Genomic DNA, 26,237 nt, shown 5'->3' with positions numbered 1-26,237 from the left:
CCGGGCTGGACGCGTACATCGTCCACTGGAACACCAAACGACGCCAGAAACGACTCGGGGGACACACCCCGGAGGAATTCCGGAACATGTCCCCCACAGCCTGATCAGGTACCCTTAATAAACCACGTCCAGCAATCGGGGCGCAGTTCAGACGAGGGGGCTGTCGCCGTAGGCGACTGGGGGAGAGATAGCTGGAAGGCGACGCCACAGCGAAACGTAACGTCCCAGCTATCTCTCCCCCACCCGGCTCCGCCGGGAGCCCCCTCGTCAGAGGGGGCCAGCTTCACCCACCTAACGAAAAAGGCCTCTCCCCTGGGCCCCCTCTGACGAAGGGGCTGTCAGCCGAAGGCTGACTGGGGGAGAGACCTTATTTCACCTACTCACTCAGGCGCGACGCTTGCGGGCGAGCACGGTGACGCCGGCCGCGACGAGCAGCACACCGGCCACGGTCATCACGACCATGCCAGCGCTACCGGTCTTCGGCAGCCAGCCCTTGGTGTTGTTGATGGTCGTGGAGACGAAGCCGAGCTCACCCGTCTTGCCCTCGACGGCACCGGTGTAATCCTTGTTGCCGTCCGTCACCGGGATAATCTCGACATCGATCTTGCCGGAGAGCTTGATGTAGCCGACCGGGGCCTGGGTCTCTTCGAGCTGGTACTTGCCCTTGTTGATGCCGGAAACCTTGAGGTGGCCCTCGGCGTCGACCGGCAGGGAAGTCACACCGGCTTCACCGGCCTTGGCGGCGCGGTACTCACCATTGGCGACCTTGACGAAGGACAGGGCCTTGTCTGCACCGTTCTTGTAGACGGCGAACTCGGCACCCTGCGGCAGCTTATCGGTGAGGAGCACACCCTTGTCGTCGTAGAACTGCTTGAGCACCTTGATACCGAAGGTGTACAGCTTGACCTCATCCGGGACGGTGCGGTGCGAATTGTGCTCGTACGGGTTGTTCGAGTACTGGAGCTTCGCGTTGTTGTAGATCGGCTCGCCGACGACGGCCTTCTCGTTCACCGTGGCGGTGTACACAACGTGGATGTAGTTGTACTGGCGGATGGTGTCGTAGTTGAAATCAAGACGCCAAGTAGCGGCATTGTTGTCGGCGTCGAGATCGGTGGTGTTCTTGGTCAGCGTGTAGTTGACGCCTTCCTTGAGCAGGTTATCCGCGTTCTCGTCGACGCTCTTATCGTCCGGGAACTTCTCGGTGCCCTTGTATCCATAGACCTTGAAGATGTGATCACCGTTGTTGTCGTAGTTCGGAGTCAGAGCGTCGTCCATCTTATCGGCCAGCACGTAGGTCTTGTCGATGGCGTCGGTCGGGAAGACCGGCACATCGGAGCGCAGGTCGAAGCGGACGGTGTCGCCGACGGCGACGGTGTCGGAGCCCTGGTTGGACTCGTTCTTGCCGTTGTTGTGGCCGTCATTGGTCTTCTCGTTGACGGACTTGTCAAGGCCGGCGCGGCTGCGTTTGGCGACGACGGTCGCGGAATTGATCTCCCACTTCGTGGAATCAGTGTTCGCCTTGAAGTTCACATCCACAGCAACCGGACGGTAGGACCAGTCACCGACGGTGCCGTTGGCGTTGCCGTTGTTCTCGATGCGCACGAGGTAGCCACCGACCGGCACGTCCAGCGTCACGGTCGTGTCAGTGCCAGCAGTACCCTCAGCATTAGCGGTAGCGGCAACCGGCAGATTCTCAGCGGCGGCACCCTCGGTGAAGGCGGCGGAGAACTCATCGTAGAACTTCGCGATCTCGGAAGTCTTGCCGGTCTCCTTATCCGGAGCGCCGCTGTTCTCGTCGTTGGTCGGATCCGAGGTGAGGCTGGTGTATGCCTTGGTCACTTCGTGGTTGTCACCGATGTACTGCCTGTACTGGCCCTTGACCCAGCCGGCGACTGCATCGGTCCACGTGTACTGCGGGGTGGTCGGCACGTAGGACGGCGCATCCTTGGTGCCCGCGTTCGTGTAGTTGACGTTAATCATCTTGTACGCGGTGACGGTCGCGCCGACCTCCACGTTGCTGACGGTGATGGTGCCATTGACCTTGTCGGTGCCGATGGTCGGCGTGTCCGCGGCCAGGGCCGGGGCGGCGAGGCCGAAGGAGCCGAGCATGGCGGCGACCGCGGTGACGGCCACGGCTGCGATGCCGCTCTTCTTCAGGTTGAACATGATTCTTTCCTTCTTCTATTGAATGTGATTACGGATTATAGGAGGCCGCGCCGCGCTTGGGGCGCGGCCTCCCGAAAACTACTGCTTACTGAAGTTGTGCCCTCCTCCTCGAATCAATGGTCACAACCGTTACGCCAGCGAGCAGCAGCGCGCCGCCCAACGTGGCGAACATAACCAATCCACGGCCACCGGTGGAAGGAACCGTCATGTGCGGGTAGTTGTACAACTCGATGCCGCTACCATCCGTGGGGGTACCGAAGCCGGCAGGCTCGTTACCGTTCTTGTCGGCGATGGCCTCCGGACTGGAGACCGTGCCGTCCTTGACGGTAATCTTCCACTGGCCGGTCGGAAGGGTGAAGGCGGCCGGAGCCTTGGTCTCGACGAGGCGGTATTCGCCGTCGGAGAGGCCGGAGAACTTCACCTTGCCGTCCTGACCACTGGTCTGCGTATCGAACACCGACCATGCCTTATCGGCACCGACGTTCGAACCGTTCTGCCAGTCGACCAGATCGACCGTGCAGGAGCGACCAGAGGGCGCGTTGCAACGGTACAGCTGGAACTCCGCACCTTGAAGGTGCTGCGAGTGGTTGTCACCGTTGGTCTTCGTGAACTCGAACGCGGGCTTGAGCACGTTGCCGAACGCGAAGGTCGCGGCCGGAATCTCACCGGGCTTCGGCTGATACGTGACGTTGCCCTGCGCATCCGTGCTGGTGCCGTTGGTACCGACGCTCGTGAACTCGTGCTCGTACACCGTGGTGCCAGTCTCGGTCTGGTTGTCGGTGTACTTGATGACCGTCACGTTGGCCTTGTAGCCATAGCCCTTGCCTTCGGTGCCGTTCAGCGTGGATACGTCGACCGTCATCTTGTAGGAGACGCCCTCCGGGTTGTAGGTGACGTCGTGATCGGCCTCGTTCGGCTGCTCGGTGATCCAGTAAGTGAAGGTCTTGCTGTCGACCGGGTTGCCGTTGGCATCCTTCATGTCGCTCGAGTCATACGAGAGCGTCTTGAAGAGGGCCGTGGCGGAGACCGGGTTCTTGTCGCCCTTCTTCATCTCGACGGTGGCGGTGTCGAGCACCTTGCCGCTGTCGTCGGAGAGATGGAACGTGAACTTCTTGGTCTCGTCGCTCGTGGCAGAGCCTTCAAGCGTCTTGCCCACACCAGGCCTGATGTGCACCGGCAGCTTCGGGTTCGGGACCGCCTGAGTTCCGTTGACATTCGGGCTGTAGTAGACGCGCTTGCCAGTATTAACGGTAATAACCGCATTGCTGGCATCAAGCTGACCATTATCAATCAGGTCGTTGATGTACTGCTGAGCCTCTGCAAGGGTGTCAAACGTCAAACCGCCCTTAGAGGTCTTCGGCGTAGTCACGACATACTGAGGAGTTTCACTAATCAGTTGGGTCTTCTCATCAGCAGTGGAGACATCATTCAGAACAACAGAGTTACCGCCATTCTTGATGAACACGCCATTGCCGCCCGCGGTGACGGATTCCTTCTTGGAAGTGAGACGCATATTGCCCGTAGCAGCAAGCCAATTAGTAGCATCCTTAAAGTTATCAGCAACTGCAGTATTCTTCTCGCCAAATACCTCGGCGGTCTTTCCCTCACCATCATTAGCGGAGGCAGCAGTCACCGCATTGTCAGCGGCCTTGACTTCGATTTCAATCGTCTTGCCGGAAGGCTTATAACCAGCCGGGGCCTTAGTCTCCTCGACATAGTACGTACCCTGTTCAAGGTATGGGACAGTGACCTTGCCGTTCGCGTCAGAAGTATAAGTGCCAGTGTCCTGCCACTTAATCTCGCCCTTAGCATTGGTCACAACTTTGCCATCGGCACCAATCTGAGCCTGCTTGGCAATCTTGCCGTCCTTGTAAATCTTGAATTCGGCACCAGCAAGCGGCTGCTTGGTCTCCTCATCGATCTTCTGGAAGGACAAATCGGAAAGCACAGTGGATTCGCTCTTCATCTTCACCGTATTGAGGTATGCAACATTGGCACGGTAATAATAGTCAACGGAATTATGTTGGAAAGCAGCGTTGGCATAATAATTATACAAATCGTCAAAGATGATTTGCTCTTCGTACTCACCATCTTTGCCATTAGCAGGAATGGTCATTACAACTTTATTACCGCTCGTTGCAATAGCATTAGAAGTTTGTCCGTTGAAATACCCATTAACCGCGGTAGGATGAATATCATCCGAAGTACTTTTTGCTGAATTTACCGTAGTCAAATCAACAGAGGCAACACGGCCAGACAAAGTAGTATCAATTGAAATTGACACAGGCGTATTACGCTCACGCAAAATAGGAACAATGAGATCATTGTACGCTGTTGTCTGGAAATTATGAAGGTTCGCACCCACTGTTCTGGTCAAGTTAAGTTTATATGGATTCTTCGGTAAAACCGTGATACCAATAGACTTGACAATCACAGCCGGCCCCATATCCTTATCCGAAGGGAAAGGTCGGGGCGTTTCTTTATACGCATCCTCGATAAATGAAAGACTCTTATGAGTACCAACATTCTCAACGTATAGAGTTGAGGTATAAACCAACAATAAAATGCCGTTCAACACGGCATTATCCTCAAGCGGTTCCGTTATCGTAATTTGTGCGGCACGCGAATCCGGAGCACCGAAATACTTGATTACGTCAGCAGCCGTACGCAGCCGAGCACCGCCGTACAGGGCGCTGTTGGTGTAATCCTGTCCCGACGCATAAATCGTGTCATACACGGCGTTGGCGAACACTTTGGAACCAGTGAAGTTCTCATCAATGTACGCGCGCACATCATCCCAAGTCACGTTCTTCGGCAGCTTGGTCGGGGACGGATCGTTTTCCGCAACCATCTTGGCCGCGTCGATGGCCCAGTCGTGGCTGTATTTGTCGACCTTTTGAATCAGGACGTCGGCGCGGGTGGTGTCGAGCTGCTGGGCCTGAGCGGTCGGGACGGCGTTGACCTTGGTGGTCACGTCGTCGAGCTGCTGGTTCAGGGTGCCCACGTTGTCACTGGTGACTGCGAAATCCTGCGCGGAGGCATCCGGCAGCGCGTTGATCGCGTCCTGCGCGGCCTGGGCCTTCTTGCCCAGCTTCGTCTGCGTATCAGTATCAGTCGTCGCCTGAGCGCCGTTCTGCGCGGCGGCGGCATCGGCCGCCGCAGTGTCTCCTGCGACGACGGTGGTGTTGTTCTGGGTGGTGGTCTGCGCCGAATCGGCGAGCGCGAGGCCCGGCGCGAAGCTCATCGAACCCAGCATCACGACGGAGACCGCTGCAGCTACGACACGACCCACCAGGCCGCGCCCCTTCTTCGCAGCGGAACCCTCACCGGATTCCGGGGTCTGTTGTATGTGCAACATGTCGTGCACCTTCCTTGTTCCTCTTCTGTATCAAACAGCCGGAACGGCGACCACACACTACCTCAATCGTCCTTCCGGCCTTCTAAATACCGGTTTTAGTACAACTTTATGACACGAGTCTGCGAAACCCGACCATTATAGACATCATGTCGAATAATGGACAATCCGCCGCAATCCCCATCATTCCAACGATTTCCGCCGAAATCGAACACCCCCCCCCCGCATCATACGGGAATGGACGGCGTGTCATAGTGCGGAATCCCACACAGAATCAACCGCTTTCCCGGGCGCGTCACCGCTTACACGTGACACACGCGACATGCGCACCCACGCCGGAAACAGGGAAGCCCGCCACGGTGGGAACCACCGGGCGGGCTTCACTCACTCCCACTCACGCACACCGCGCAAACGGCGGCGTGACGGGCGTCAACGCCGCAACGCGGCCTTCAGATCGCGATTCTGGAAGCGGTCATGCAGCAGGCAATACCCGCCGAACACGACCAACCACACGACGCCAGCGACCGCCGAACCGATCGTGTCCGACGCAAGGAACAACGTCACGTAAATGAACACGAAGAATACAATCGCGAACGTATTCGTGAACTTGTACGCGGGCATCACGAAACCATCCGCGATGAAGTCCGCGGAACGGCGATACCGCTGATGCGCGACCATCGTCAGAATATAGATGAAGATGATCACCGCACTCGAGGCGGACGAAAACAGGACGAACGCGCTATGCACCTGCGGGAACGCGTTGATGACAGGCGACATGAGCACGCAGCCCGCCGAAATCAGGATCGCACGCGCCGGCACATGACGCTTCGACACCCTGCCGATCTTCGAGAACGCCGGAGAATCCGACTCGCTCGCCAACTGGTAGAGGTGCCTGCCCGCCGAATACAGCAGCGAATTCAACGACGACGACGCAGCCGTGATCACCACGAAGAACACCAACGCGGACGCCCAATTCAGACCCGCATACTGGAACACCATGATGAACGGGGACGCGAACGAACCATCCTTATTCGGCGTGAACGACGTCCACGGCACGATGCACATGATCGCCACCAGCGCGCCCACATAGAAAATCAGAATACGCATGATGATCTCGTTGATCGCCTTCGGCAGCACCTTGCGCGGATTCTGCGTCTCCGAGACCGTGACGCCCACGAACTCGATCGCCTCATACGCGAAGAACACCATCTGGAAGCTCATCAGGAACGCCAGCCAGCCATTCGGGGCGATCTGGAAGTTGGCGATGAGGTTGGCTAGGCTCGCGCTGCCCGCGGGCGAGACGCCGTCATGGCCCGGAATGCGGACCGCGTCATAGTGATAGCCGATGACCACCATGACCACGGCGGTGGCGATCATCGCGCAAATCAGCGTGATCTTGATCATCGAGAACCAGAACTCCGCCTCGCCGAACGCCTTCACGGCGATCAGGTTGATGGTGGACAGGATGACGAGGAAGACAAGCTCGATCAGCCATTTCCATGGCGTCAGATCGATGTCGAACGTGTTGAAGAACGTGATGAAATACGTGGAGACCGCCGTGATCTCCGTCATGCCGATCAACACCAGCACGATCCAATACGACCACCCGGCGAACTTGCCCCAGCCATTGCCCAGATAGCGGGTGATGAAATTGATGAACGTATGCTGGCTCGGATCGCGGTACATCATCTCGCCGATCGCACGCATCAGCATGAACATGACCAGGCCGACGCCGATGTACACGAAGACGATGGAAGGGCCGGTCAGGGCGATGGACTTGCCGGAGCCGAGGAACAGACCCGTGCCGATCGTGCCGCCGATCGCGATGAACTGGACGTGCCGGTTGTTCAGGCCACGGTCCATCTCGTTGGAAGCGTCGAGGGATTCGACGGATTCGAGGGTGGTGGGGGCGGTGCCGGTGGGGGCGGTGTTACTACTACCCGGCGCGCCGGCCGTGCCGGTCGCGCCCATACTGCTGCTTGCGCTCTTCTCGTCAGACATAGCCCGCGAGTTTACCGCCTGTTTGTTTCAAAGAAAAGGGTCAACTTCGCACCGATTATTACCGTGCGGTTTCGGGGGCGGGAGTGGAGGCGGGTGAACCCCCTCAGCCGGCCTACGGCCGCCAGCTCCCCCTAAAGGGGGGCGCAGAACACAACGGAATGCGCCTACGGCGCATGCAGTCTCATTTGCTCCCCCTTTTAGGGGGAGCTGTCCGGCCCTGCCGGACTGAGGGGGTAGGCCCCCTCAGTCGAGGGGGCTGTCCGCGAAGCGGACTGGGGGAGAGACAGCGGCCGCAGGCCGCATACAACACAGAATCGGCCTTCGGCCGATGCCATACCCCGCGGCCTACGGCCCTCCCCCACTCTCCCCCAGTCCGCTTCGCGCCCAGCCCGACCGCAATCACGGACAGCCTTCGGCTGACCTCATATCAGCTCGCCCCTCGATGCAACACAAGCCCGAAATCCCGCCGAGGGGCAAGAAAACTCGCCCCTCGACGCGAAATCAGCCCGTATCCTCACCGAGGGGCAGCAATCCCCCACCACCCCAATCATCACAAATCATCAAAACCCTTATTTTCCAACGATTCCGGAAACAACCACCACACTCCCCGACCGCGAAACTCGCCCCTCGACGCACTCCACACCCGCAATCCCGTCGAGGGACAACAAAACTCGTCCCTCGACGCGAAATCACGTCACATCTTCATCGAGGGCCAACACGCAACCAGCAACCAACCCACGCAACCGACTCACCCGCGCAACCAGTCCATCGCATTGAGAATGCGGATTCCCTCTTCGGTGACGCCTTCGCTGAACCGGTCGAGGGTAAGCACGATCCGCGGAAATGCGTCGTCGAGCTTGCGCAACGGTGCCAGCTCGCGTTCACGCGTCTGCTCCTCCGTCATGTTCAACGTGACCTGGATGTACTGCCGATCCGCGCCATGCCGCGCCACGAAGTCGATCTCGCCGCCCGGCAGCACCCCGACGGACACGTTCCAGCCACGTCTGCGCAACTCCATGTAGACGATGCCTTCGAGCTGCGCGCCGCGATCCGCCCCATTGAAACCGTTGGCGAGGTTGCGGAACCCGTTGTCGACGGGATAGTACTTGCGTTGTGGTCGCAGCAGCTGCCGTCCGCGGATGCGCGACTGCTCGCACCCGTACACGATGAACGCCTTCTCCAACGCGTCGATCTGGTTGTCGATTGTGGCATATGTCACCTTGAGTCCGGCGCTGTTGAGCGTGTTCACCACATTGTTGGTGGAGAACATGTTGCCGGATGTCGCGAACAGGTACCGGCTCAGCTTCTCCAACGTCGCGAGATCACGGATGCCGTAACGTCGTGCCACGTCCTTGACCACCACGGACTCGTAGACGGCGTCGAGCACCTCGCCCGCCCGTGCCCGGTCCGGTTCGACGGCGCCGGTCGCGTAGAGGCCCGGCATGCCGCCGAACATCATGTAGTCGGCGAACAGCCGGTCCTCGCTCGCGCCGGGCCGCCGTTTCGCCATATGCGTCGCGTATTCGTCGTAGGACAGCGGATACACGGGGATTTCGACGTATCGTCCGGTCAGGTATGTGGCAAGTTCGCCAGACAGCAGTCTCGCGTTCGATCCCGTGATATAGACGTCCGTGTCGGCGCGCGTGTGCAGCCGCCGCACAACCTGCTCCCAACCAGGCACGTCCTGGATCTCGTCAAGCAGCACGACGAACGGGCCTGGCCCGGCGGCATCGAACGCACGGCGGAGATCGTCGTACAGGTCCGTGGCGGAGTACCCGATGGGCGTATCGAAGGAGTCGAAGCGACGATGGTAGATGTTGCGCTCCTGCAGCCCCTGATCCAGCAATGATTGCGCATACCGATTCAGCAGCGTGCTCTTGCCACAGCGACGAACCCCGGTGAGCACCTTGACTTCAGGCGTATTCCGGTGACTCTCCAGCGCAGACATCAGCTTCTCACGTACAATATAATCCACGACCGCACCACCTCCTTATTTTTAGTATACTAAAAATAGCGAAGCAAGGAAAAGCAAAGTTCACTCACGATGCATGCCGTTGCAGTTACTTCCCCTTCTGCACACACGAATGTCAAGTTAGGGCCCATTATGCAAAAAATATGCAGAATTACGCCTTACTGAGATAATCCAGTGCGAGAAAGATTTGAGAGATTCACCTTTGGCAACTTTGCCAGCCGGTCTTATCTTATCGAATCGTATCTTATCGAGCACAGATAAGATAAGATTCGAGCCCGCATACAACACGGAATCGGCCTTCGGCCGATGCGATACCCCCGCGGCCTGCGGCCGCTCCCCCACTCTCCCCCAGTCCGCTTCGCGGCCAGCCCGATCGCAATCACGGACAGCCTTCGGCTGACCTCATCTCAGCTCGCCTGTCGGCGAGCACATCGCCTACAAACACCTCCGGCGTTTGCTTCACGGCGATGTCCCAACAGAGGGGGGCCAAATACAACCCTTCCTTGTCCCCCAACGCAACACAAGCCCGAAATCCCGCCGAGGGACGAGAAAACTTGCCCCTCGATGCGGAATCAGTCCGTATCCTCACCGAGGGGCAGCAATCCCCCATCACCCCAATCATCACAAATCATCAAAACCCTTATTTTCCAACGATTCCAGAAACAACCACCGCACTCCCCGACCGCGAATCTCGCCCCTCGACGCGAAATCACACGGTTCCCTTATCGAGGGACAAGCAAACCTGCCCCTCGACGCAATGGAGGCACCAAACCTCACCAAGGGGCAAGGAAGGAGACAAAGGACCGCCATTCGCAATGCACATGTCCGTACATGCGCCGTACACTGGGGGTATGGCTACAGCAACGCAGGGCAAGGACAGCCGCTTCGAGATGCGGCTGAGCCAGGAGCAGCGCGCCCGACTGGACGAAGCCGCCGAATCCAAGGGACTAAGCACGTCGCAATGGGCGTTGTCCAATCTTCTGTCCGCCGCGGACCGGGATATCCGCGAAGCGCATATCATGCGGCTGAATCACGAATCATGGGAATCGTTCGCATCTGCGCTCGACGCACCCATGCCGTCCGCGCTCGTCAATCTGCTGGAAAGCGAGCCAATCTGGAAGTGACCACGTTCAGCGCACCCCGCAAACTCACCCCGGACGACGCAATCGACGATTTCCATTGCGGACTACCCGTGGTCGACGACTGGCTGGAACGACACCTCGGCACCGCCCGCAAGCAGGGAACGGCCGTCGCCTACGGAACATTCGCGAACGACGCACCCGCAACCGGCACCTTGGCCGGCTTCTACACGCTGAGCGCGTTCAGCATGGAACATGCGGACGCGCCGGGATGGCTGCGACGCAACACACCCGACCCGATTCCCGTCATCCTGCTGGGCATGCTCGGCGTGGACATACGTTTCCAGACCATGCACGTCGGCAGCCAACTGCTCAGGGACGCCGTACTCCGCGCGCTGGGCGCCGCGGACATCATCGGCGCACGGGCGCTCGCGGTGGAACCGGCCACCGACCACGCCGCCGCATTCTACAAACGCTACGGATTCCGCCACATCACGGACTCCGCTTTGATGTTCACCCCACTCACCATCCCCCACGCGACCAGTCCATCGCGCTGAAAACAATGGCCCCCTCTGATGGCACATTGCCGGCAGAGGGGGCCAGTCGCCAGTCGCGACGGGACTACTTGGCGAGGTCGGCGAGGAGGGGGGCGACCTGCTCGTCGTAGGCGGTGAGGGCGGTGTCGATCACGTTGTGCATGTCGTAGTACTTGTACGTGCCGAGACGGCCGCCGAACACGGTCTTCGGCTCGGCCTTCGCCTTCGCCTCATACTCGGCGTACAGCTTCTTGTCAGCGTCCGTGTTGATCGGGTAGTACGGCTCATCACCGCGCTCGGCGAAGCGGGAGTACTCCTCCCAGACCACGGTCTTGTCCGGGTTCTGCTGCTCGCGACGCTCCGGGTTGAAGTTCTTGAACTCGATGGCGCGGGTGTACGGCACGTCCGCGTCGGAGAAGTTCATGACCGGGCAGCCGAAGTGGTCGCCCTCGTCGTAGCGGACCTCCTTGAAGTCCACGGTGCGCCACTTGAGGTCGCCCAGCTCGTAGTCGAAGTAGCGGTCGATCGGGCCCGTGTACACGACCGGCACGCCCGCCTCCTGCAGCGCCTTCTTGTTGTACGGCTGCGACTCGTCGAAGAAGTCGACGCCCAGCTCCACGGTGATGCGCGGATCGTCGATCATGCGCTCCATCCACTTCGTGTAGCCGTCCTTCGGCAGGCCCTCCCACGTGTCCTTGAAGTAGCGGTTGTCGTAGTTGAAGCGCACCGGCAGACGCTTGATGATCGAGGCGGGCAGCTCGCTCGGATCGGTCTGCCACTGCTTGCCCGTATAGTTCTTGATGAACGCCTCGTACAGCGGGCGGCCGATCAGCTGGATGCCCTTGTCGTTGAGGTTCTGCGGATCGGTGCCGGCCAGCTCGCCGGCCTGCTCCTCGATGACCGCGCGGGCCTCGGCCGGCGTGTACGCCTTGCCGAAGAACTGGTTGATCGTACCCAGGTTGATCGGCAGCGGGTAGACAACGCCGTCATGCGTCGCGTACACGCGGTGCACGTAGTCGGTGAACTCGGTGAAACGGTTCACGTAATCCCACACGCGCTTGTTGGAGGTGTGGAACAGGTGGGCGCCGTACTTGTGGATCTCCGCGCCCGTCTCCTCGTCGAAGTACGAGTACGCGTTGCCGCCGATGTGGTCACGCACGTCGATGATGTGCACGCGCGCGCCCGTGTGCTCCACCGCCTGCTGCGCGACCGTCAGGCCGAACAGGCCCGCGCCCACGATCACCAGATCCGGGTACTTGTTCTCCAGCGTATTATCCACCATGGCTTCAAACCTTTCACCGTCCATGTGCGTTTTGTCGCATCCCATCCTACCGGCCATGCCATACTGAGCGACTCCGCACGGTCCATTCGCGCCTGCCACGCGCGGCACGACCCACAGGCACGACTCAGCCCGCACTATTGGGTTCCGCAAAACGTTACAATTCCACTACTCCGACAAGAGAAAAACGTTACAAACTGACCACTACGACCAAGAAAAACGTTACACGCATCAGCAAAGGGCGGTACGACAGGCGCCAACGGAACAACGTGCTGGCAGTCACGGAATGGCATATCGACCACGCCCGGGTGCTCTGCAAGGGCAATGCAGCAGGATGGGCCAATCACCTATCTTCCGCTGTATATGACCATGTTCATCGTCCCCGAACAACTACCTGCTTCGCTGCCGTTCACCGTGGATTTGAGCGCCTTGCAACGGTGACGGGAATCCACCCCGCCGAAATCCGTCGTGCATATGCGCCGATACGATGATGGGCATGAGCGATTACGGGAATCAGGGACCATCCGCAACGACGTTCGCCCCCCGCCACATCCTCGTGACGGGCGGAGCCGGATTCATCGGCGCGAACTTCGTGCACTGGGTGGCGCGCGAACAGCCGGACGTGCGCATCACCGTGCTCGACAAACTCACCTACGCGGGCAAACGCGAAAGCCTCGACGGCGTGCCCGCGGACCGGCTCACGTTCGTGCACGGCGACATCTGCGACGCCGGACTGGTCGAATCGCTGCTGACGGGGGCGCCGGAGCACGACGGCGCGATGCACGCCGCCGACGCCGCGACCGGCGCAACGGGCACAACCGGAGCGATCTCCGCAACGGCACCGATCGACGCGATCGTCCACTTCGCCGCTGAATCGCACAACGACAACTCGATTCTCGACGCGACGCCGTTCCTGCGCACCAACATCGACGGGACGTACGTGCTGCTCGAAGCGGCGCGACGGCACGGACTGCGCTACCACCACATCAGCACCGACGAAGTGTACGGCGACCTCGCGCTCGACGAACCGCGCAAATTCACCGAAACGAGCCCGTACAAGCCGTCCAGCCCGTATTCGGCGTCGAAGGCGGCGAGCGACCATCTCGTGCGCGCATGGCACCGCACGTACGGGGTGCGGGCGACGATCAGCAACTGCAGCAACAACTACGGGCCGTACCAGCATGTGGAGAAATTCATCCCGCGGCAGGTGACGAACATTCTCGCCGGCATCCGGCCGAAACTGTACGGGACGGGCGCGGCGGTGCGCGACTGGATCAGCGTGGAGGACCATTGCAGCGCGATCTGGGCGATTCTCACGCGCGGACGCATCGGCGAGACGTACCTGGTGGGCGCGGACGGCGAAATGAGCAACATCGACGTGCTGCGCATGATCCTTTCGCGCATGGGATTGCCCTCCGACGCGTTCGACCATGTGAACGACCGGCCGGGCGGCGACAAGCGCTATGCGATCGACGCCTCGAAGATCACGCGCGAACTCGGATGGCGGCCGCGCCACACCGATTTCGCCGCGGGCCTCGACGAGACGATCGCGTGGTACCGCGACCACGAAAGCTGGTGGCTGCCGGACAAGCAGGCCACGGAGGAAAAATACCGGTTGCAGGGGCACTGAGCGGGGCGCGTCGGGCGTATGCGCCGACGGATGCGCCCAACGGATGCGACGGATGTTATGCCTCAATGGGCACGTTCGACGCTGCTCGACGCCACGGATGTGTATGGTTCGGCGGGCAATGTGTATGGTTCGGGGGCGAATCTGCATGGCTCTAGGGCCAACGTGCAGGAATTACGGGCGAACGTGTAGAGATTACGAACGAACGTGTATGGGTAGGGGCTGAAGAGACGCCGAATCATGCCGGGGCGCGGTAGACATTTTGTTGGAATTCCGGGCTTTTCTCAGGAGCCGAAACGCTCGGAAGCGGCGGTCTTCAGCACCACACCATGCACGTTGCCGCTCCAGAACTACACGTTCGACCCGAAATCATGCAGGTTCGCCCATAAATCATGCAGGTTCGCCCGCGAACCATGCACGTTGCCGCCTGAACCATACACTGCACGAGCCATGTACGTCGTCTCCGTTGGAGGGAGGGGCGCTTTCGACTAAGCTGGTGCCCAGCGAAACACGGAAGCCTCATAGAAAGCGCGCGGATATGAAGATTGCGGTTGCCGGTACCGGGTATGTGGGCCTGTCGGTGGCGTTGCTGCTGTCGCAGCACAACGAGGTGCACGCGTTGGACATCGTGCCGGAGAAGGTGGAACTGCTCAACGCCGGCAAAAGCCCGATCGTGGACAAGGAGATCACCGCGTTCCTCGACGCCGACAAGTCCGGCGAACGGCCGCTGGACTTCCAAGCGACGCTCGACCCGGAGCAGGCGTACACGGGCGCGGATTACGCGATCGTCGCCACGCCCACGAACTACGACCCGCAGAAGAACTATTTCGACACGTCCAGCGTGGAGGCGGCGATCAAGGCGATCCGCACGTACGACAAGACCGCGTGGATCGTCATCAAGTCCACGATCCCGGTGGGCTACACGCAGCAGATCCGCGAGCGCTTCGACGACCGCCGTATCCTCTTCTCCCCCGAGTTCCTGCGCGAAGGCCACGCCCTGTACGACAACCTGCATCCGAGCCGCATCGTGGCCGGCGCTCCGCAGGACGACCCGGAAGCGGTCGAGGCGGCACGTACGTTCGTGGCGCTGCTCGCCGCCGGCGCCGACCCGGCCGAGCGGGATCGCACGAACCCGGACGGCACGACCGGCATCCCGGAGCTCGTGGTCGGCACCACGGAGGCGGAGGCGATCAAACTGTTCGCGAACACGTATCTCGCGCTGCGCGTCGCCTACTTCAACGAGCTGGACACGTATGCGGAGAGCCGCGGACTGGACACGCGCGAGATCATCAAGGGCGTCTGCTACGACCCGCGCATCCGCGACGACTACAACAACCCGAGCTTCGGATACGGCGGCTACTGCCTGCCGAAGGACACGAAGCAGCTGCTCGCCAACTACGACAAGGTGCCGCAGAACCTGATCGAGGCGATCGTCGAGTCGAACACCACGCGCAAGGATTTCGTGGCCGACGAGATCCTGCAGCTCGTCGACAAGGCCCGCGCCGCCGGCAAGGAGCGCCCGGTGGTGGGCGTGTACCGGCTCACGATGAAGTCCGGTTCGGACAACTTCCGCCAGTCCGCCGTCCAGGGTGTGATGAAGCGCATCAAGGCGAAGGGCGTGGATGTGGTCGTGTACGAGCCGACGCTCGACAAGCCCGATTTCTTCGGCAGCCCGGTCACGCATGATCTGGCCGCGTTCAAGCGCGATGCGGATGTGATCATCTCCAACCGTTGGAATGCGGATCTCGCCGACGTGAGCGAGAAGGTGTACACGCGCGATCTGTTCCGGAGGGACTGACGGGGAGCGGGGCGGGCGGCCCGCGCCGCTCCGCCTTGCCTCCTTCCGTCTCGCCTTGCCTCCTCCCATTCCGCCTTGCTCCCTCCCGTCTCGTCCTATGGCGGATTGCGGTGAACAAGGGGTGAATTCGTCCTGAACCTGCGGCTACAATGTGCCGGTACGTTATCGCAGTGGACAGGTGGGGACAAGTGGGCAAGCCGCAGGATGAATCAACGGAGCATGCGTCCACGGAATACGCGTCCGCAGAGCATGTGCCCACGGACGCGTCCGAACGCGGATCAGGCATTCTCGACGCGGCGAGGCTTGTCGACATCGACGGGATCGACGACATCATGCCGATGGGCCTTTCCCTCGACGAGCCGTCGTCTTCGGCCGGGGCGAGCGCGGGTTCGGGCGTTGGTCCGGCCGCGGGTTCGGGCACCGAAGACGCGGCGGATTCCAAGGCCGATTCCGTGTACTCTCCGCAATCCGCTCCGGATTCCGCCACCGACGCGGAATCACCCATCGACCGTTTCGAAGCTCATGTCGCCTCGGTCGAGGCCGGTATCGCTTCGGTCGAGGCCCGTGTCGCCTCGGCCGAAGCCAGCGTCGAAGCCCACGTCGCCGCCGCCAAGACCAACGTCGCATCCACCGAGGCCCGCGTCGCCGCCGACATCGCCTCGGCCGCCAACCACGTGCCCGAATACGCGCGGCAGCTGGCCGACCAGTCGAAGCCGCTGATCGGCTCCGCGCGCCGCACCATGGCCGCCGCCGCACGCAAGGCCAAGGCCTTCGTCCTGCACTGCGTCTCGATGCTCGTCGCGGCGATCGCCACACTCCGCACGTCGATGCGCGACTCGGCATTCATCACAACGTTCGTCACAACGCTCCCCAAGCGAATCGCCACGGCGTTCGCGACGGCTGCCACCGCAATACGGCCCATCGCCCGAACCGCCGCCCGAACCGCAACCCGCGTCGCCGCCCAAGCCGCCCGAACCGCGACCCGCGCGACCCACTCCGCACTCACCGCCATCCGCGCCAAAGCACTCCCCGTCCTGCGCACCCTGACCGCGAAACTACGCACCCTGTGGAACACCCCCCGGTGCCGCGCCATCCGCGCCAAAACCCGCGAAATCTGGCTCAAGCGCCCGAAGTGCCCGTACACGCTGTACCTGCTGGTCACGGCGCTGATGACCGCCGCGGCCACGATCTTCATCCAGTGGGGCATGTACACGGAACCCTCGTACGACGATCCGAACGCGGTCGACGAGACCACGAAGGCCCTCAACAGCGTGAACGGCCAGCTCACCCGATTCGTCGCGCAGATGTGGCTGTCAGGAAACGGCGCAGACGACACCAGCAAGCTCAACTGGCTGCTCAATTTCTGCGCGCTCGGCATGATCTACCTGGTGATCGTGTTCGTGCTGAACCGCTTCTGGGTGGCGACGGCCGTGTTCGGCATCACGATGAGCGTGTACGCGGTGGCGAACAGCATCAAGATGGACCTGCGCAACGAGCCGATCCTGCCGTCCGACCTGAGCTTCCTGTCCAGCGGCAACGGCGGCGAAATCGCCTCGTTCATCCCGGCGGGCAGCCGGCCACTGGTCAACGGCACGATCACGATGCTCGTCTGGCTGACCGTAATCTGCCTGATTCTCCAGTTCGTCGACGGCCGACGCTGCGTGATCCCGTTCCATTGGCGTCGCCCGTTCCGCAACGCGAAGACCATCGCGGGCAACGTCACACGTCTCGTCGCCGCAGGCACGAGCATCGCGCTGCTGTGCTCGTTCACGTGGACGCTGAGCATCCCCGGCGCGTGGGGCTATGAGTGGGCGAAGAGCTGGGGCGATTCCCCGCAGCTGTGGAACGCGGCCGGCGACGCCCAGGCGAACGGCCCGACCATCAACTTCCTGCGCCTCACGCACCCGAAGATCATGGACAAGCCGGAAGGCTACAGCCAGAAGACGATGGAGGAGCTGGCGCAGAAGTACGCCAAGCAGGCGCAGAGCACGAACAAGTCGCGCAAGAACCGGCTCACCGACAGCACGGTGGTGATGATCCTCTCGGAGACGTTCTCCGACCCGACACGCGTGCCCGGCGTCAGCGTGCTCGAGGATCCGATGCCGAATATCCGCGCCGTCAAGGATTCGACCACGTCCGGCCTCATGCTCTCCCCCGGCTACGGCGGCGGCACGGCGAACATCGAATACCAGACGCTGACCGGCCTGGACCTCGCGCTGTTCGACGATTCGATGCAGTCCATGTACCAGGAGCTCGTCCCCCACCAGAAGAGCCCGTACTCGTTCAACCAGATCTGGAACGCGCGCTACGGCAAGACCGGTTCCACCGCGTTCCACCCGTACTACAAGAACATGTACCTGCGCGACGGCAACTACAAGAAGTTCGGCTTCGACCACTTCTACACGCTGGACAGCAAGCCGGCGATCGCCCATCAGGACACGGTCGACAACAACCCGTACGTGAGCGACGCGGCCTCCTACCAGAACGTGATTGACCAGATCAACAAGGAGCGGCACCCGCAGTTCCTGCAGCTGGTCACGATGCAGAACCACTCCCCGCACAGCGGCTGGTACAACGACAACCAGTTCGACTGGGCGAACGTCTCCGAGAACATGGGCGACGACGAACGCTACGCGGTGAACACGTACATGAAGGGCGTGAACATCACCGACCAGGCGACCGCCGACTTCCTGAACCAGCTTGACTCGATGGACAAGCCGGTCACCGTGATCTTCTACGGCGACCACCTGCCCAGCGACTATACGACGGCCGCCGCGGACCGGCACAACGACCTCACCCTGCACGAGACCGACTATTTCATCTGGTCGAACCAGGCGTCCGGCGATGCCGGCTCCGGTGTGAAGCTCGACCCGGACAAGGCCTCGACGAGCTACACGTCGCCGAACTACTTCATGGCCCTGGCCAGCGAGCACATGGGCGCGAAGGTCTCCCCGTACCTCGCGTTCCTCTCCTCGGTGCGCGACGACCTGCCCGCCATGGAGCGTCTGGTGCTCGGCGCCGGCGGCTTCACCGACGACACGTCCACTACCTACCTCGACAAGAACGGCGACACGATCAAGCGCAGGAACCTCTCCAAGCAGCAGCGCGAGCTCCTCAAGGAGTACCGTCTCGTCCAATACGACATGACCGCCGGCAAGAACTACCTGGCCGGCACCCCCTTCTTCGACGTGAAGTAACGGGCCATGCTCCCGCCGAAGTGTAGGCCGACAATCGTGTAACAGGCGACCTGCATGAATTCCGCCCGAACCTGCATGGTTCGAAACCGAATGTGTATGGTTCAGCCCCGAACCTGTAGGTTCCGGAGACCAACCTGTAGGATTCAGACACGAACCTGCACGGGCAGGTCTTGAAGAACCGCTGATCCGCCCGAACACGCGCCACCGGTTTTGGTGGAATTCCAAGCTTCTGCGAAAGCGGCTCCGACCCGGAAACCGCCTTCTTCAACACTACACCGTGCACGTTGCGGCCCATGACCTACACGTTCGCCCCGGAATACTACAGGTTCGGGGCTGAACCATGCAGGTTCGCCGCCGAGCCATACACGTTCGCCCCGAAACCGTACACGTTCGCCTCCGGGCTCCAGCCTCCAGCGCTTCGCCTTCCAGCACTGTTCGGCCTCCAGCCCTTCCAGCGCTGTTCAGCCTTCCAACCTCCCGCGGCTACCCCACGCAACTTACCCCACGCTCACCACGAACGGGCTTGCGGGCAGTTTGGCCGAATCGTAGAGCATGCTGGCGCTGTTGGGGGCGAGCCCCCACAGGTAGCGCACCTGCGTGACGGTGTCCACGTCGTCGGAGTGGACGATGACCTGATTGCCCTGCACGGTGGCGTCGGCCGCGTGGAACGCGCCGTCCGAACCGGCCACTTCGAAGCCCTGCAGCGGCGTCGCGGTCACCGTGGCGGGTTCCGTCGCGGTCGCCTTCAGCGTGTAGTCCGGTTTCATCGCGCGCAGCCCGATCGCCGTGTTCGCGGCGAACGACACGGCGACGGTGGAGGCGTCGCCGTTCACGGCCTTCGCGCTCTGCGCGATCGGCCCGGACGACGCGACCCCGTTCCCGGTGTTGCCGCTCCCGTCCTCCGCCATCGCGAACCACTGCGTCGCCATGCGCTCGGCCAGAATGTCCTTGCCGAGCGGGTGGATCACCTTCGACGTACCTTTGTCCGTGTCCATCGAAACGGTCATCGCGAGATTGTCGGTCGTGCCGAGCGCCGCGCTGCCGAGCACGTCGAACTGCGCCTGCCGCACGATGGGCGTGTACTGGTTGCCGCCGCTGTAGCGCGCGAGCTGCACGTACAGGAACGGCAGGTCCTCTTCGCCGAACACGCTGCGGTATTGGTTGATGAGCGCGGCGAAGTCGCTTTCGTAGCGCAGCGCCGTGGCCTGCGTGGCGGCGTCGTCCTCGCCTTGGTACCAGAGCACGCCGGCGACGCGGTATCCGGCGAGCGGCTTGACGTGGTTCGCGTAGATGTCGCCGCCTTTCATGTGGCGTGCGATGCCGGTGCCGCCCCACGCAATCTGGATGATGCCGACGGGCACGTTCGGGTGGGCCTTGCGCAGACGCGCCGCGAACAGCTGCGGCAGGTAGCCGAGATAGTCGCTGTTGCTCCCGGTCGCGGACGCCCACTTGTGCGCGGTGACCGAGCGCAGCGGCAGCGACGAGCCGCCGAGCTTGCGTTCGACGGCGAGGAAGTGGATGCCCTCGTCGTTCACGGTCTTCGGCAGGTCGCTTTCGGCGAAGACTCCGGCGATGTTCCCCGCGACGAGGTCCTTCGTCCCGTAGTAGTCGACGTGGTTGAGCTCCATGTTCGACTGTCCGGCGGCCACGAACACGTCGCCCACATACACGTCGCGCACGGTGCGCGCCACCTGCCCGCCGATCAGGAACGCGAGCGTGTACGCGTCCTTGCGCGTGGGCACGTTCTTCACGGCGATGTCGAAGGTCGTGCCGACGGCCACCTGCTGCGATGATTCGATCTTCTGGTCGCCGTGCACGAACCGCACGGTGAGCTGCACGCGTTCGGCGTCGTCCCCCGATTTCGCGCCGGTCCCCGAGCCGTTCGTCCCAGAACCGTTCGACCCCGTGCCGCTCTTCTCCAGCGTTCCGCGGATGTGGATCGGCTTCCCGCGTTGCAGTACCATGCCCGGCATGTAGTAGTTCGGCAGGCTGACGCTCACCCCGGAGACCGCGGCCGAGGAGCCGGTGCCGGCGGAATCACCCGTACCGGAGGAACCGCCGATCCCGCATCCGCCCGTCACCATCATGGCCAGTCCGACCGTCGCCGCGAGCGTCGCGCGCACGACGGCGCGCACGCGGGCGCGCACCGTGGCGCGCGTTCCCCGGATAGTCTCACTCAACAAGCTGATCCTCCGTCCGTCTACCGATTCCATATGCCGATCCCGTATGTCGTCGTCTGCCGATCCGATTCAGGCACCCGCCGCCGGCCCCGTTCGCGCCGACCTGCGTTTGTATACTGACTGGTATGGTACAGGCACAGGCTGCAGCCGGAGACACGGCTTTTGAGGATACGCCCAGCGGCGCACCAGACACGACACCGACGTCGCCGATCACGGCATCGCCCACGACGCCCTCCCCGGAACCGGCCACGCGCTGGGAGACGGTGAACCGCGTCGTCTACCCGATGCGCAACGCCGGCCAGACGATGCCGCTCTACGCGGTGAACTGGCATCCCGCTCATTTCGACCCGAGCGTGTTCGACGAACGCGACAACCTGTACAGCGCGGATCCGAACGGCATGACCCGTTCCGAACTGTCCCGGCTCATCGCGGCCAGTCGCCGCGCGGCGGTCGAGGAGCCGCACGGGTTCGCCGTCGACTCGCGCAACACGATCACGTTGGCGGCGGGCACGCACCTGTCGCTGTGCACGTATTTCAACGCGTTCCCGGCCGGCTATTGGCGGTACTGGACACGCGTGAGGAGCGTGCGGTTCGCCGCGTGGGCGACGGGCAAGGGCACGGTCACGCTGTTCCGCTCCACGGCGCGCGGCCTCGCCGCGCCGGTGGAGACGTTCACGATCGACACGAAGCATGGTGACGGCGGCCCGGAACGTCTCGTCGCGGAACTGTCGCTCAAAGGCATGCTGGACGGCGGCTTCTACTGGTTCGACGCGCGCGCGGACGCCGACGCGTCGCTGACGGTCGGCGACGCGGTCTGGCAGGTCCCGGCTCGCGTGCGTCGCACGCGCGAGCCGGGTACGGTGTCCGTCGCGATCACGACGTTCAATCGTCCCTCCTACTGTCTGGACCAGTTGCGCGCGATCGCCGGCGAACGTGAGTTGCGTGATCGTCTGGACACCGTGTATTGCACCGATCAGGGCACGGATCTGGTACGCGACCAGCCCGGTTTCGCCGAGACGGCGGACGATCTGGGCGGTCAGCTCACGTATATCCGTCAAGGCAATCTGGGTGGTTCCGGCGGTTTCTCGCGCGGCATGTACGAGACGGTGAAGGCGGGCGTGAGCGACTACACGCTGCTGCTCGACGATGATGCGATCAGCGAGCCGGAGTCGATTCTGCGTGCGGTGCAGTTCGCGGACTACACGGTGCGTCCGGTGCTGGTGGGCGGCGGCATGTTCCATATCGACCATCGCACGGTGCTGCACGTGCAGGGCGAGCGGTATGACGCGCGTGCGCAGTGGATGGAGCCGTCGCGCGGCGCCGAGTTCAACCATGATTTCCGTTCGGAGCCGTTGGCGGACAGTCCGTCGATGCACGCCGTGCGCTTCTCTGATTTCAACGGATGGTGGTTCTGCCTGATTCCGGTCGAGACGATGCGTGCGGTCGGTTTGGGATTGCCCGTGTTCATCAAGTTCGACGACATCGAGTATGGTCTGCGCGCGAAACGGCATGGATTCCCGACGGTGAGCCTGCCGGGCGTGGCCGTATGGCATATGGGCTGGCATGACAAGGATCCGGCCCGCGGCTGGGAGGAGTACTTCCAGGTACGCAACCGGTGGGTCTGCGCGCTGCTGCATTATCCGAACGCGGGCCGTGCGGCCGCGTTCCGCATGCTCTACGAGGAGGCGAATCTGGGATTGCGCATGCTCTATTCGGGCATGGAGCTGAGCCAGCTGGCCCTCGCGGACCTGTTGAAGGGCCCGGAGTATCTGGTGGAGTCGCTGCCGACGAAGATCGCCGAAGTGCGCGAGGCGCGCAAGGGCTTCACGGACAGCGTCACGTACTCCAGTCCGCTGGATCTGCCGGAACCGGACGATCACGCCGATCGCGCGTGGGCGCCGGCCGGCGCGCGCGAAGTGACGAAACGCGGCATGAAGGCGGTGCTCGCCGCCCTGCGTTCCCGTTCCCGCGCGGACGGTGCGAAGGACGAGGCGCCGCAGGTGGCGATTCCGGCCCGGTTCTCGATCTGGCCGTCGTTCCTCGGCGTCCGTTCCGCGATGGTCACCTCCGCCGACGGCGATTCGGTAGCCTGGTTCCGCCGCGACAGCCGCCTCTACCGCCGCAACATGCGCAAGTGCCTAGGATTGGCCCGCCATCTCGCCCACGACTGGGAACGCCTCTCCCAGACCTACCGCGACTACGGCCTAGCCTCGATGAGGACCTGGGAGCGAATCTTCCACACCGCGGAACAGTAGAAAAACGGAGGTCCGCTCACAGTAGTGAGCGGCCCCAGTTCTCTCTCGGCTCCCCTTGTCAGGGGAGCTGTCGGCGAAGCCGACTGAGGGGTAGTCTGCTCCCCTAGGGGGGGCGCACGGAAATTGCCATGCACACAGCGCATGCCCGTGTCCTCTGCTCCCCCTGGAAGGGGGAGCTGTCCGGCGAAGCCGGACTGAGGGGGTACCACCTGAAGGCAAAATCACGCTTCCGGCTGCTGCGGGAAGTCGACCTTCGGGTTGAACTTGATGGCTTTGAGCAGCTGGCCATAGATCTTACGGCGCAGCGGCAACGCCACGTTGCCGCGACGCATGGCATTGTGGACCATGATGCAGAAGTACAGGTACTGCCACACGTTGCGATGGTGCAGACGGTAGGAGCCCTCGTTGCGGGCGCCGTAGGAGAACTTCCACACGTTCTTGTCGTTCACCATGGAGTAGTTGACGCCCTGGTTCACACCCATATCGTGCAGCACGACGCTGTCGGTCACTTCGACACCGGGGCACGACTTGGTGATGCGCAGCGTGTATTCGGCGTCATCGAACCAGATGAAGTACTCCTTGTACGGCAGGCCGAAGGCCTCCATCACCCAGCGCGGGACGAGTACGGAGACGAACGAGCACGAGGTGACCATGACCAGGTTGTCGTAGCCCTTGGCCTGCAGGCGGCCCCAATCCCAAGTGGGGACCGGGTTGTTCATCTCGGAGATGGAACCGTCGATGAACTTGACCATCGAGCACACGTAGGGCACGTCCGGGCCAAGCGCCTTGACCGCGTTACCGTAGCCTTCGAGCAGCTTCTCCAAGGCAGTGGGCTGCGGGTAGCCATCGTCGTCGAAGATCCAGACGAAATCGGCACCGAGTTCATAGCCTTTGCGCATGCCGGCGGAGAAGCCGCCGGCACCGCCGGCGTTCTCCGGCAAGGTGACGATGGTGATCTTCACCTTGTCCTTCAGGGGGAAGTCACGCTCGTATTCAGCCAGATAGGCGGCGGTATCGTCGGTGGAGGCGTTGTTGACGATGACGAGCTGCTCGGGCAGTCGCGTCTGCGCTTCCAGCGAGGCAAGCACGTTCTTGAGTTTCTCAAGACGGTTGTAGGTGACGACGATCGCGGCGACCGTCTTATTTGCGGATGGCATGATGGCTACTTGCTCCATTCGTTGAGAATCTGGCGGAACAGGCTGTTCGCGGTCTGCTTGTGCGAGAAGGTTTCAAGACGATGCTTCTCGACCTCCCACAGCTTGCGACGATCGGTCTCGTTGGAATCCAGATGCTCAAGCGAACGCTTCGCATCGTGGATGAACGACGAGGTCATGCGGCGCAGCAGGCCCTGAGGCGGCACAAGCGTCTCTTGGGATCCGACGTTGGCGGACAGCACGGGAACGCCGGCGCTGATCGCCTCGATGGTGGTCAAGGTGATGCCCTCGTTCACAGAGGAGACGAGCAGCACGTCCGCGTCCTCGTAGGTGCGAGAGACGGGGATGCTCATCGGGCGACGCTCGATCACATCATCCAGCCCGTAGCGTGCGATGAGACCGTCGGTGAACGTGTCCATATCGCCACTGCCGTGCATGATGAAGTGGAACTTGCCGGGAGCGGCCTGCTTCATCGCCTTGGCGACGAGGATGAACGCATCGGGACGCTTCTGGCGGGTCATGCGGCCGATGAACGCCACGTTGAGGGCCTTCGGGTCCTTACGCTCGCTGTACTGCACGTGCTTGGAGTCGGCGGTGAGACCGACGAGCGGAGCGTCGATGACCTTGGACGCGGGGATATGGTGGACGTCCTCCATCCAATGCTCCAGCTGGGGGGAGATCACGTGATGCAGGTCGATCCACTCGTCATGGGCCACGGATTCACGCGGGAATCCGCCACGGAACATGTATTCGACGATGTGCAGGGAGTCGACGATCTTCACGTCCGGGAAGTACTGTTTCACCCACCAGGCGTTGTCGTACATCCACTGGCAGTGGTGGATCATGATGCCGCGGATGTCGAACTGCTCGAACAGTGCGCGCAGGATCGGCGCATCGCCGACGCGGTACTGGAGCGGCATGGTGAGCGGAATCACGAGCGCCCCCTCGCAGATGGGGTCGGTGATCCACGGCTGGTGGCCGTCGGAGTCGGTCAGGACGATCGGCAGGAATCCGGCTTCCTTGGCAAGCTGGATGGTCTCCATGCCCCAGCGCTCAGCGCCACCGGCCTGCAGCCAGTGCATGGCGACGATGACGGCCTTACGTGCTCCGGGCACACGCGGGCCAGGCTGAACTTCAACCCACGGGTGATGGTTGCGTTCGTTGGAGTTGGCCACGTCGATGGTGAACGGCTGGTACTCAACGACCGAACCGCGGCTCTTACGCTCGCGCTCGGAACGCTGCAGTTCGCGGACATGATCGAAAGCGACCGGCCAACGGTACTCGAGCTCGTTGTACAGTTTGACTTTGCGGCTCCCATTGGGCGCATGCTCCCAGACGTCCTCGTCCGTGGCATCGTCCGGCGTGAGCAGGATATAGCGGATGTTGTGGTCAAGCAGCTGCTCGTCCCCGGCGAAGTAGTGCGGGGAGAATTCGGATCGCGCGTTCACGGTGGAAACGGCGTCGAATTCGCCGATGGGCTGGCGCCCGTCGGTCTCCGTGCAGGAGCCGTTGAGGGTGGAGGTGTCGGTGAGGCGGGGGTACTGCCACTTCTCACCCATGTAGATCCGGTAGTGCAGGGTGCGCCCCGGCTGGATGAGCGAATGGTAGTTGACCGCCGCCGTCACGAGCTTGCGCTGT

At 62.1% G+C, this 26,237-nt stretch carries 14 protein-coding genes and 1 pseudogene; 7 read left to right on the top strand and 8 right to left on the bottom strand.

Going from position 1 to position 26,237, the window contains the following annotated elements:
- On the top strand, positions 1–104 hold a 104-nt coding region (locus AC1AYP_RS08820), incomplete at its 5' end, for an IS3 family transposase (protein WP_476547207.1).
- A gap of 280 nt (positions 105–384) precedes the next feature.
- Here AC1AYP_RS08820 and AC1AYP_RS08815 read toward each other — a convergent pair.
- From AC1AYP_RS08815 to AC1AYP_RS08800, 4 genes are all read right to left on the bottom strand, one after another.
- Positions 385–2,166 (bottom strand): isopeptide-forming domain-containing fimbrial protein, encoded by a 1,782-nt coding sequence (locus tag AC1AYP_RS08815; RefSeq protein WP_476547579.1) that lies wholly within the window; start codon positions 2,164–2,166, stop codon positions 385–387.
- An 85-nt stretch (positions 2,167–2,251) separates the two neighbouring features.
- Positions 2,252–5,524 (bottom strand): SpaA isopeptide-forming pilin-related protein, encoded by a 3,273-nt coding sequence (locus AC1AYP_RS08810; protein WP_476547577.1) that lies wholly within the window; start codon positions 5,522–5,524, stop codon positions 2,252–2,254.
- Positions 5,525–5,950: 426 nt separating this feature from the next.
- Positions 5,951–7,522, bottom strand: coding sequence for an amino acid permease (locus tag AC1AYP_RS08805; RefSeq protein WP_476547576.1), 1,572 nt, complete (start codon positions 7,520–7,522; stop codon positions 5,951–5,953).
- Positions 7,523–8,270: 748 nt separating this feature from the next.
- Positions 8,271–9,497 (bottom strand): ATP-binding protein, encoded by a 1,227-nt coding sequence (locus tag AC1AYP_RS08800; protein WP_476547574.1) that lies wholly within the window; start codon positions 9,495–9,497, stop codon positions 8,271–8,273.
- An 848-nt stretch (positions 9,498–10,345) separates the two neighbouring features.
- Here AC1AYP_RS08800 and AC1AYP_RS08795 point away from each other — a divergent pair.
- Together AC1AYP_RS08795 and AC1AYP_RS08790 are read left to right on the top strand one after the other, a co-directional pair.
- Complete coding sequence (locus AC1AYP_RS08795; protein ID WP_476547573.1) at positions 10,346–10,618, top strand: type II toxin-antitoxin system TacA family antitoxin; 273 nt, start codon at positions 10,346–10,348, stop codon at positions 10,616–10,618.
- On the top strand, positions 10,615–11,130 hold the full coding sequence (locus tag AC1AYP_RS08790; RefSeq protein WP_476547571.1) for a GNAT family N-acetyltransferase: 516 nt from the start codon (positions 10,615–10,617) through the stop codon (positions 11,128–11,130). Before AC1AYP_RS08795 ends, AC1AYP_RS08790 begins: the two co-directional genes overlap by 4 nt.
- A 64-nt stretch (positions 11,131–11,194) precedes the next feature.
- Here the strand turns inward: AC1AYP_RS08790 and glf are convergent, their stop codons facing one another.
- Complete coding sequence (glf, locus tag AC1AYP_RS08785) at positions 11,195–12,391, bottom strand: UDP-galactopyranose mutase (protein ID WP_476547570.1); 1,197 nt, start codon at positions 12,389–12,391, stop codon at positions 11,195–11,197.
- Positions 12,392–12,884: 493 nt separating this feature from the next.
- Here glf and rfbB point away from each other — a divergent pair, with 493 nt between their 5' ends.
- From rfbB to AC1AYP_RS08770, 3 genes and pseudogenes are all read left to right on the top strand, one after another.
- Positions 12,885–14,018 carry a dTDP-glucose 4,6-dehydratase gene (gene rfbB / locus AC1AYP_RS08780; RefSeq protein WP_476547568.1) on the top strand — a complete coding sequence of 378 codons (1,134 nt, stop codon included), beginning with the start codon at positions 12,885–12,887 and terminating at the stop codon, positions 14,016–14,018.
- A 535-nt stretch (positions 14,019–14,553) separates the two neighbouring features.
- On the top strand, positions 14,554–15,813 hold the full coding sequence (locus AC1AYP_RS08775; RefSeq protein ID WP_476547567.1) for a nucleotide sugar dehydrogenase: 1,260 nt from the start codon (positions 14,554–14,556) through the stop codon (positions 15,811–15,813).
- Between the two features lie 1,115 nt (positions 15,814–16,928).
- Positions 16,929–19,010: pseudogene (locus AC1AYP_RS08770) on the top strand (LTA synthase family protein); the annotation flags it as partial.
- Between the two features lie 497 nt (positions 19,011–19,507).
- Here AC1AYP_RS08770 and AC1AYP_RS08765 read toward each other — a convergent pair.
- Positions 19,508–21,190 (bottom strand): sialate O-acetylesterase, encoded by a 1,683-nt coding sequence (locus tag AC1AYP_RS08765; protein WP_476503319.1) that lies wholly within the window; start codon positions 21,188–21,190, stop codon positions 19,508–19,510.
- A gap of 125 nt (positions 21,191–21,315) precedes the next feature.
- On the opposite strand from AC1AYP_RS08765, the gene AC1AYP_RS08760 reads away from it, so the two are divergent.
- On the top strand, positions 21,316–23,445 hold the full coding sequence (locus AC1AYP_RS08760) for a glycosyltransferase (RefSeq protein ID WP_476547565.1): 2,130 nt from the start codon (positions 21,316–21,318) through the stop codon (positions 23,443–23,445).
- A 221-nt stretch (positions 23,446–23,666) separates the two neighbouring features.
- Here AC1AYP_RS08760 and AC1AYP_RS08755 read toward each other — a convergent pair whose 3' ends face one another.
- Both AC1AYP_RS08755 and AC1AYP_RS08750 read right to left on the bottom strand, forming a co-directional pair.
- Positions 23,667–24,602, bottom strand: a complete 936-nt coding sequence (locus AC1AYP_RS08755; protein WP_476547563.1) for a glycosyltransferase family 2 protein — start codon at positions 24,600–24,602, stop codon at positions 23,667–23,669.
- Between the two features lie 5 nt (positions 24,603–24,607).
- Complete coding sequence (locus AC1AYP_RS08750) at positions 24,608–26,224, bottom strand: glycosyltransferase (protein ID WP_476547562.1); 1,617 nt, start codon at positions 26,222–26,224, stop codon at positions 24,608–24,610.
- Positions 26,225–26,237: the final 13 nt, after the last annotated feature.

It is taken from the genome of Bifidobacterium sp. LH_424, from assembly GCF_056356895.1.
The sequence above is the reverse complement of the archived record's forward strand: the minus strand, read 5'-3'. Positions and strand labels throughout refer to the sequence as shown.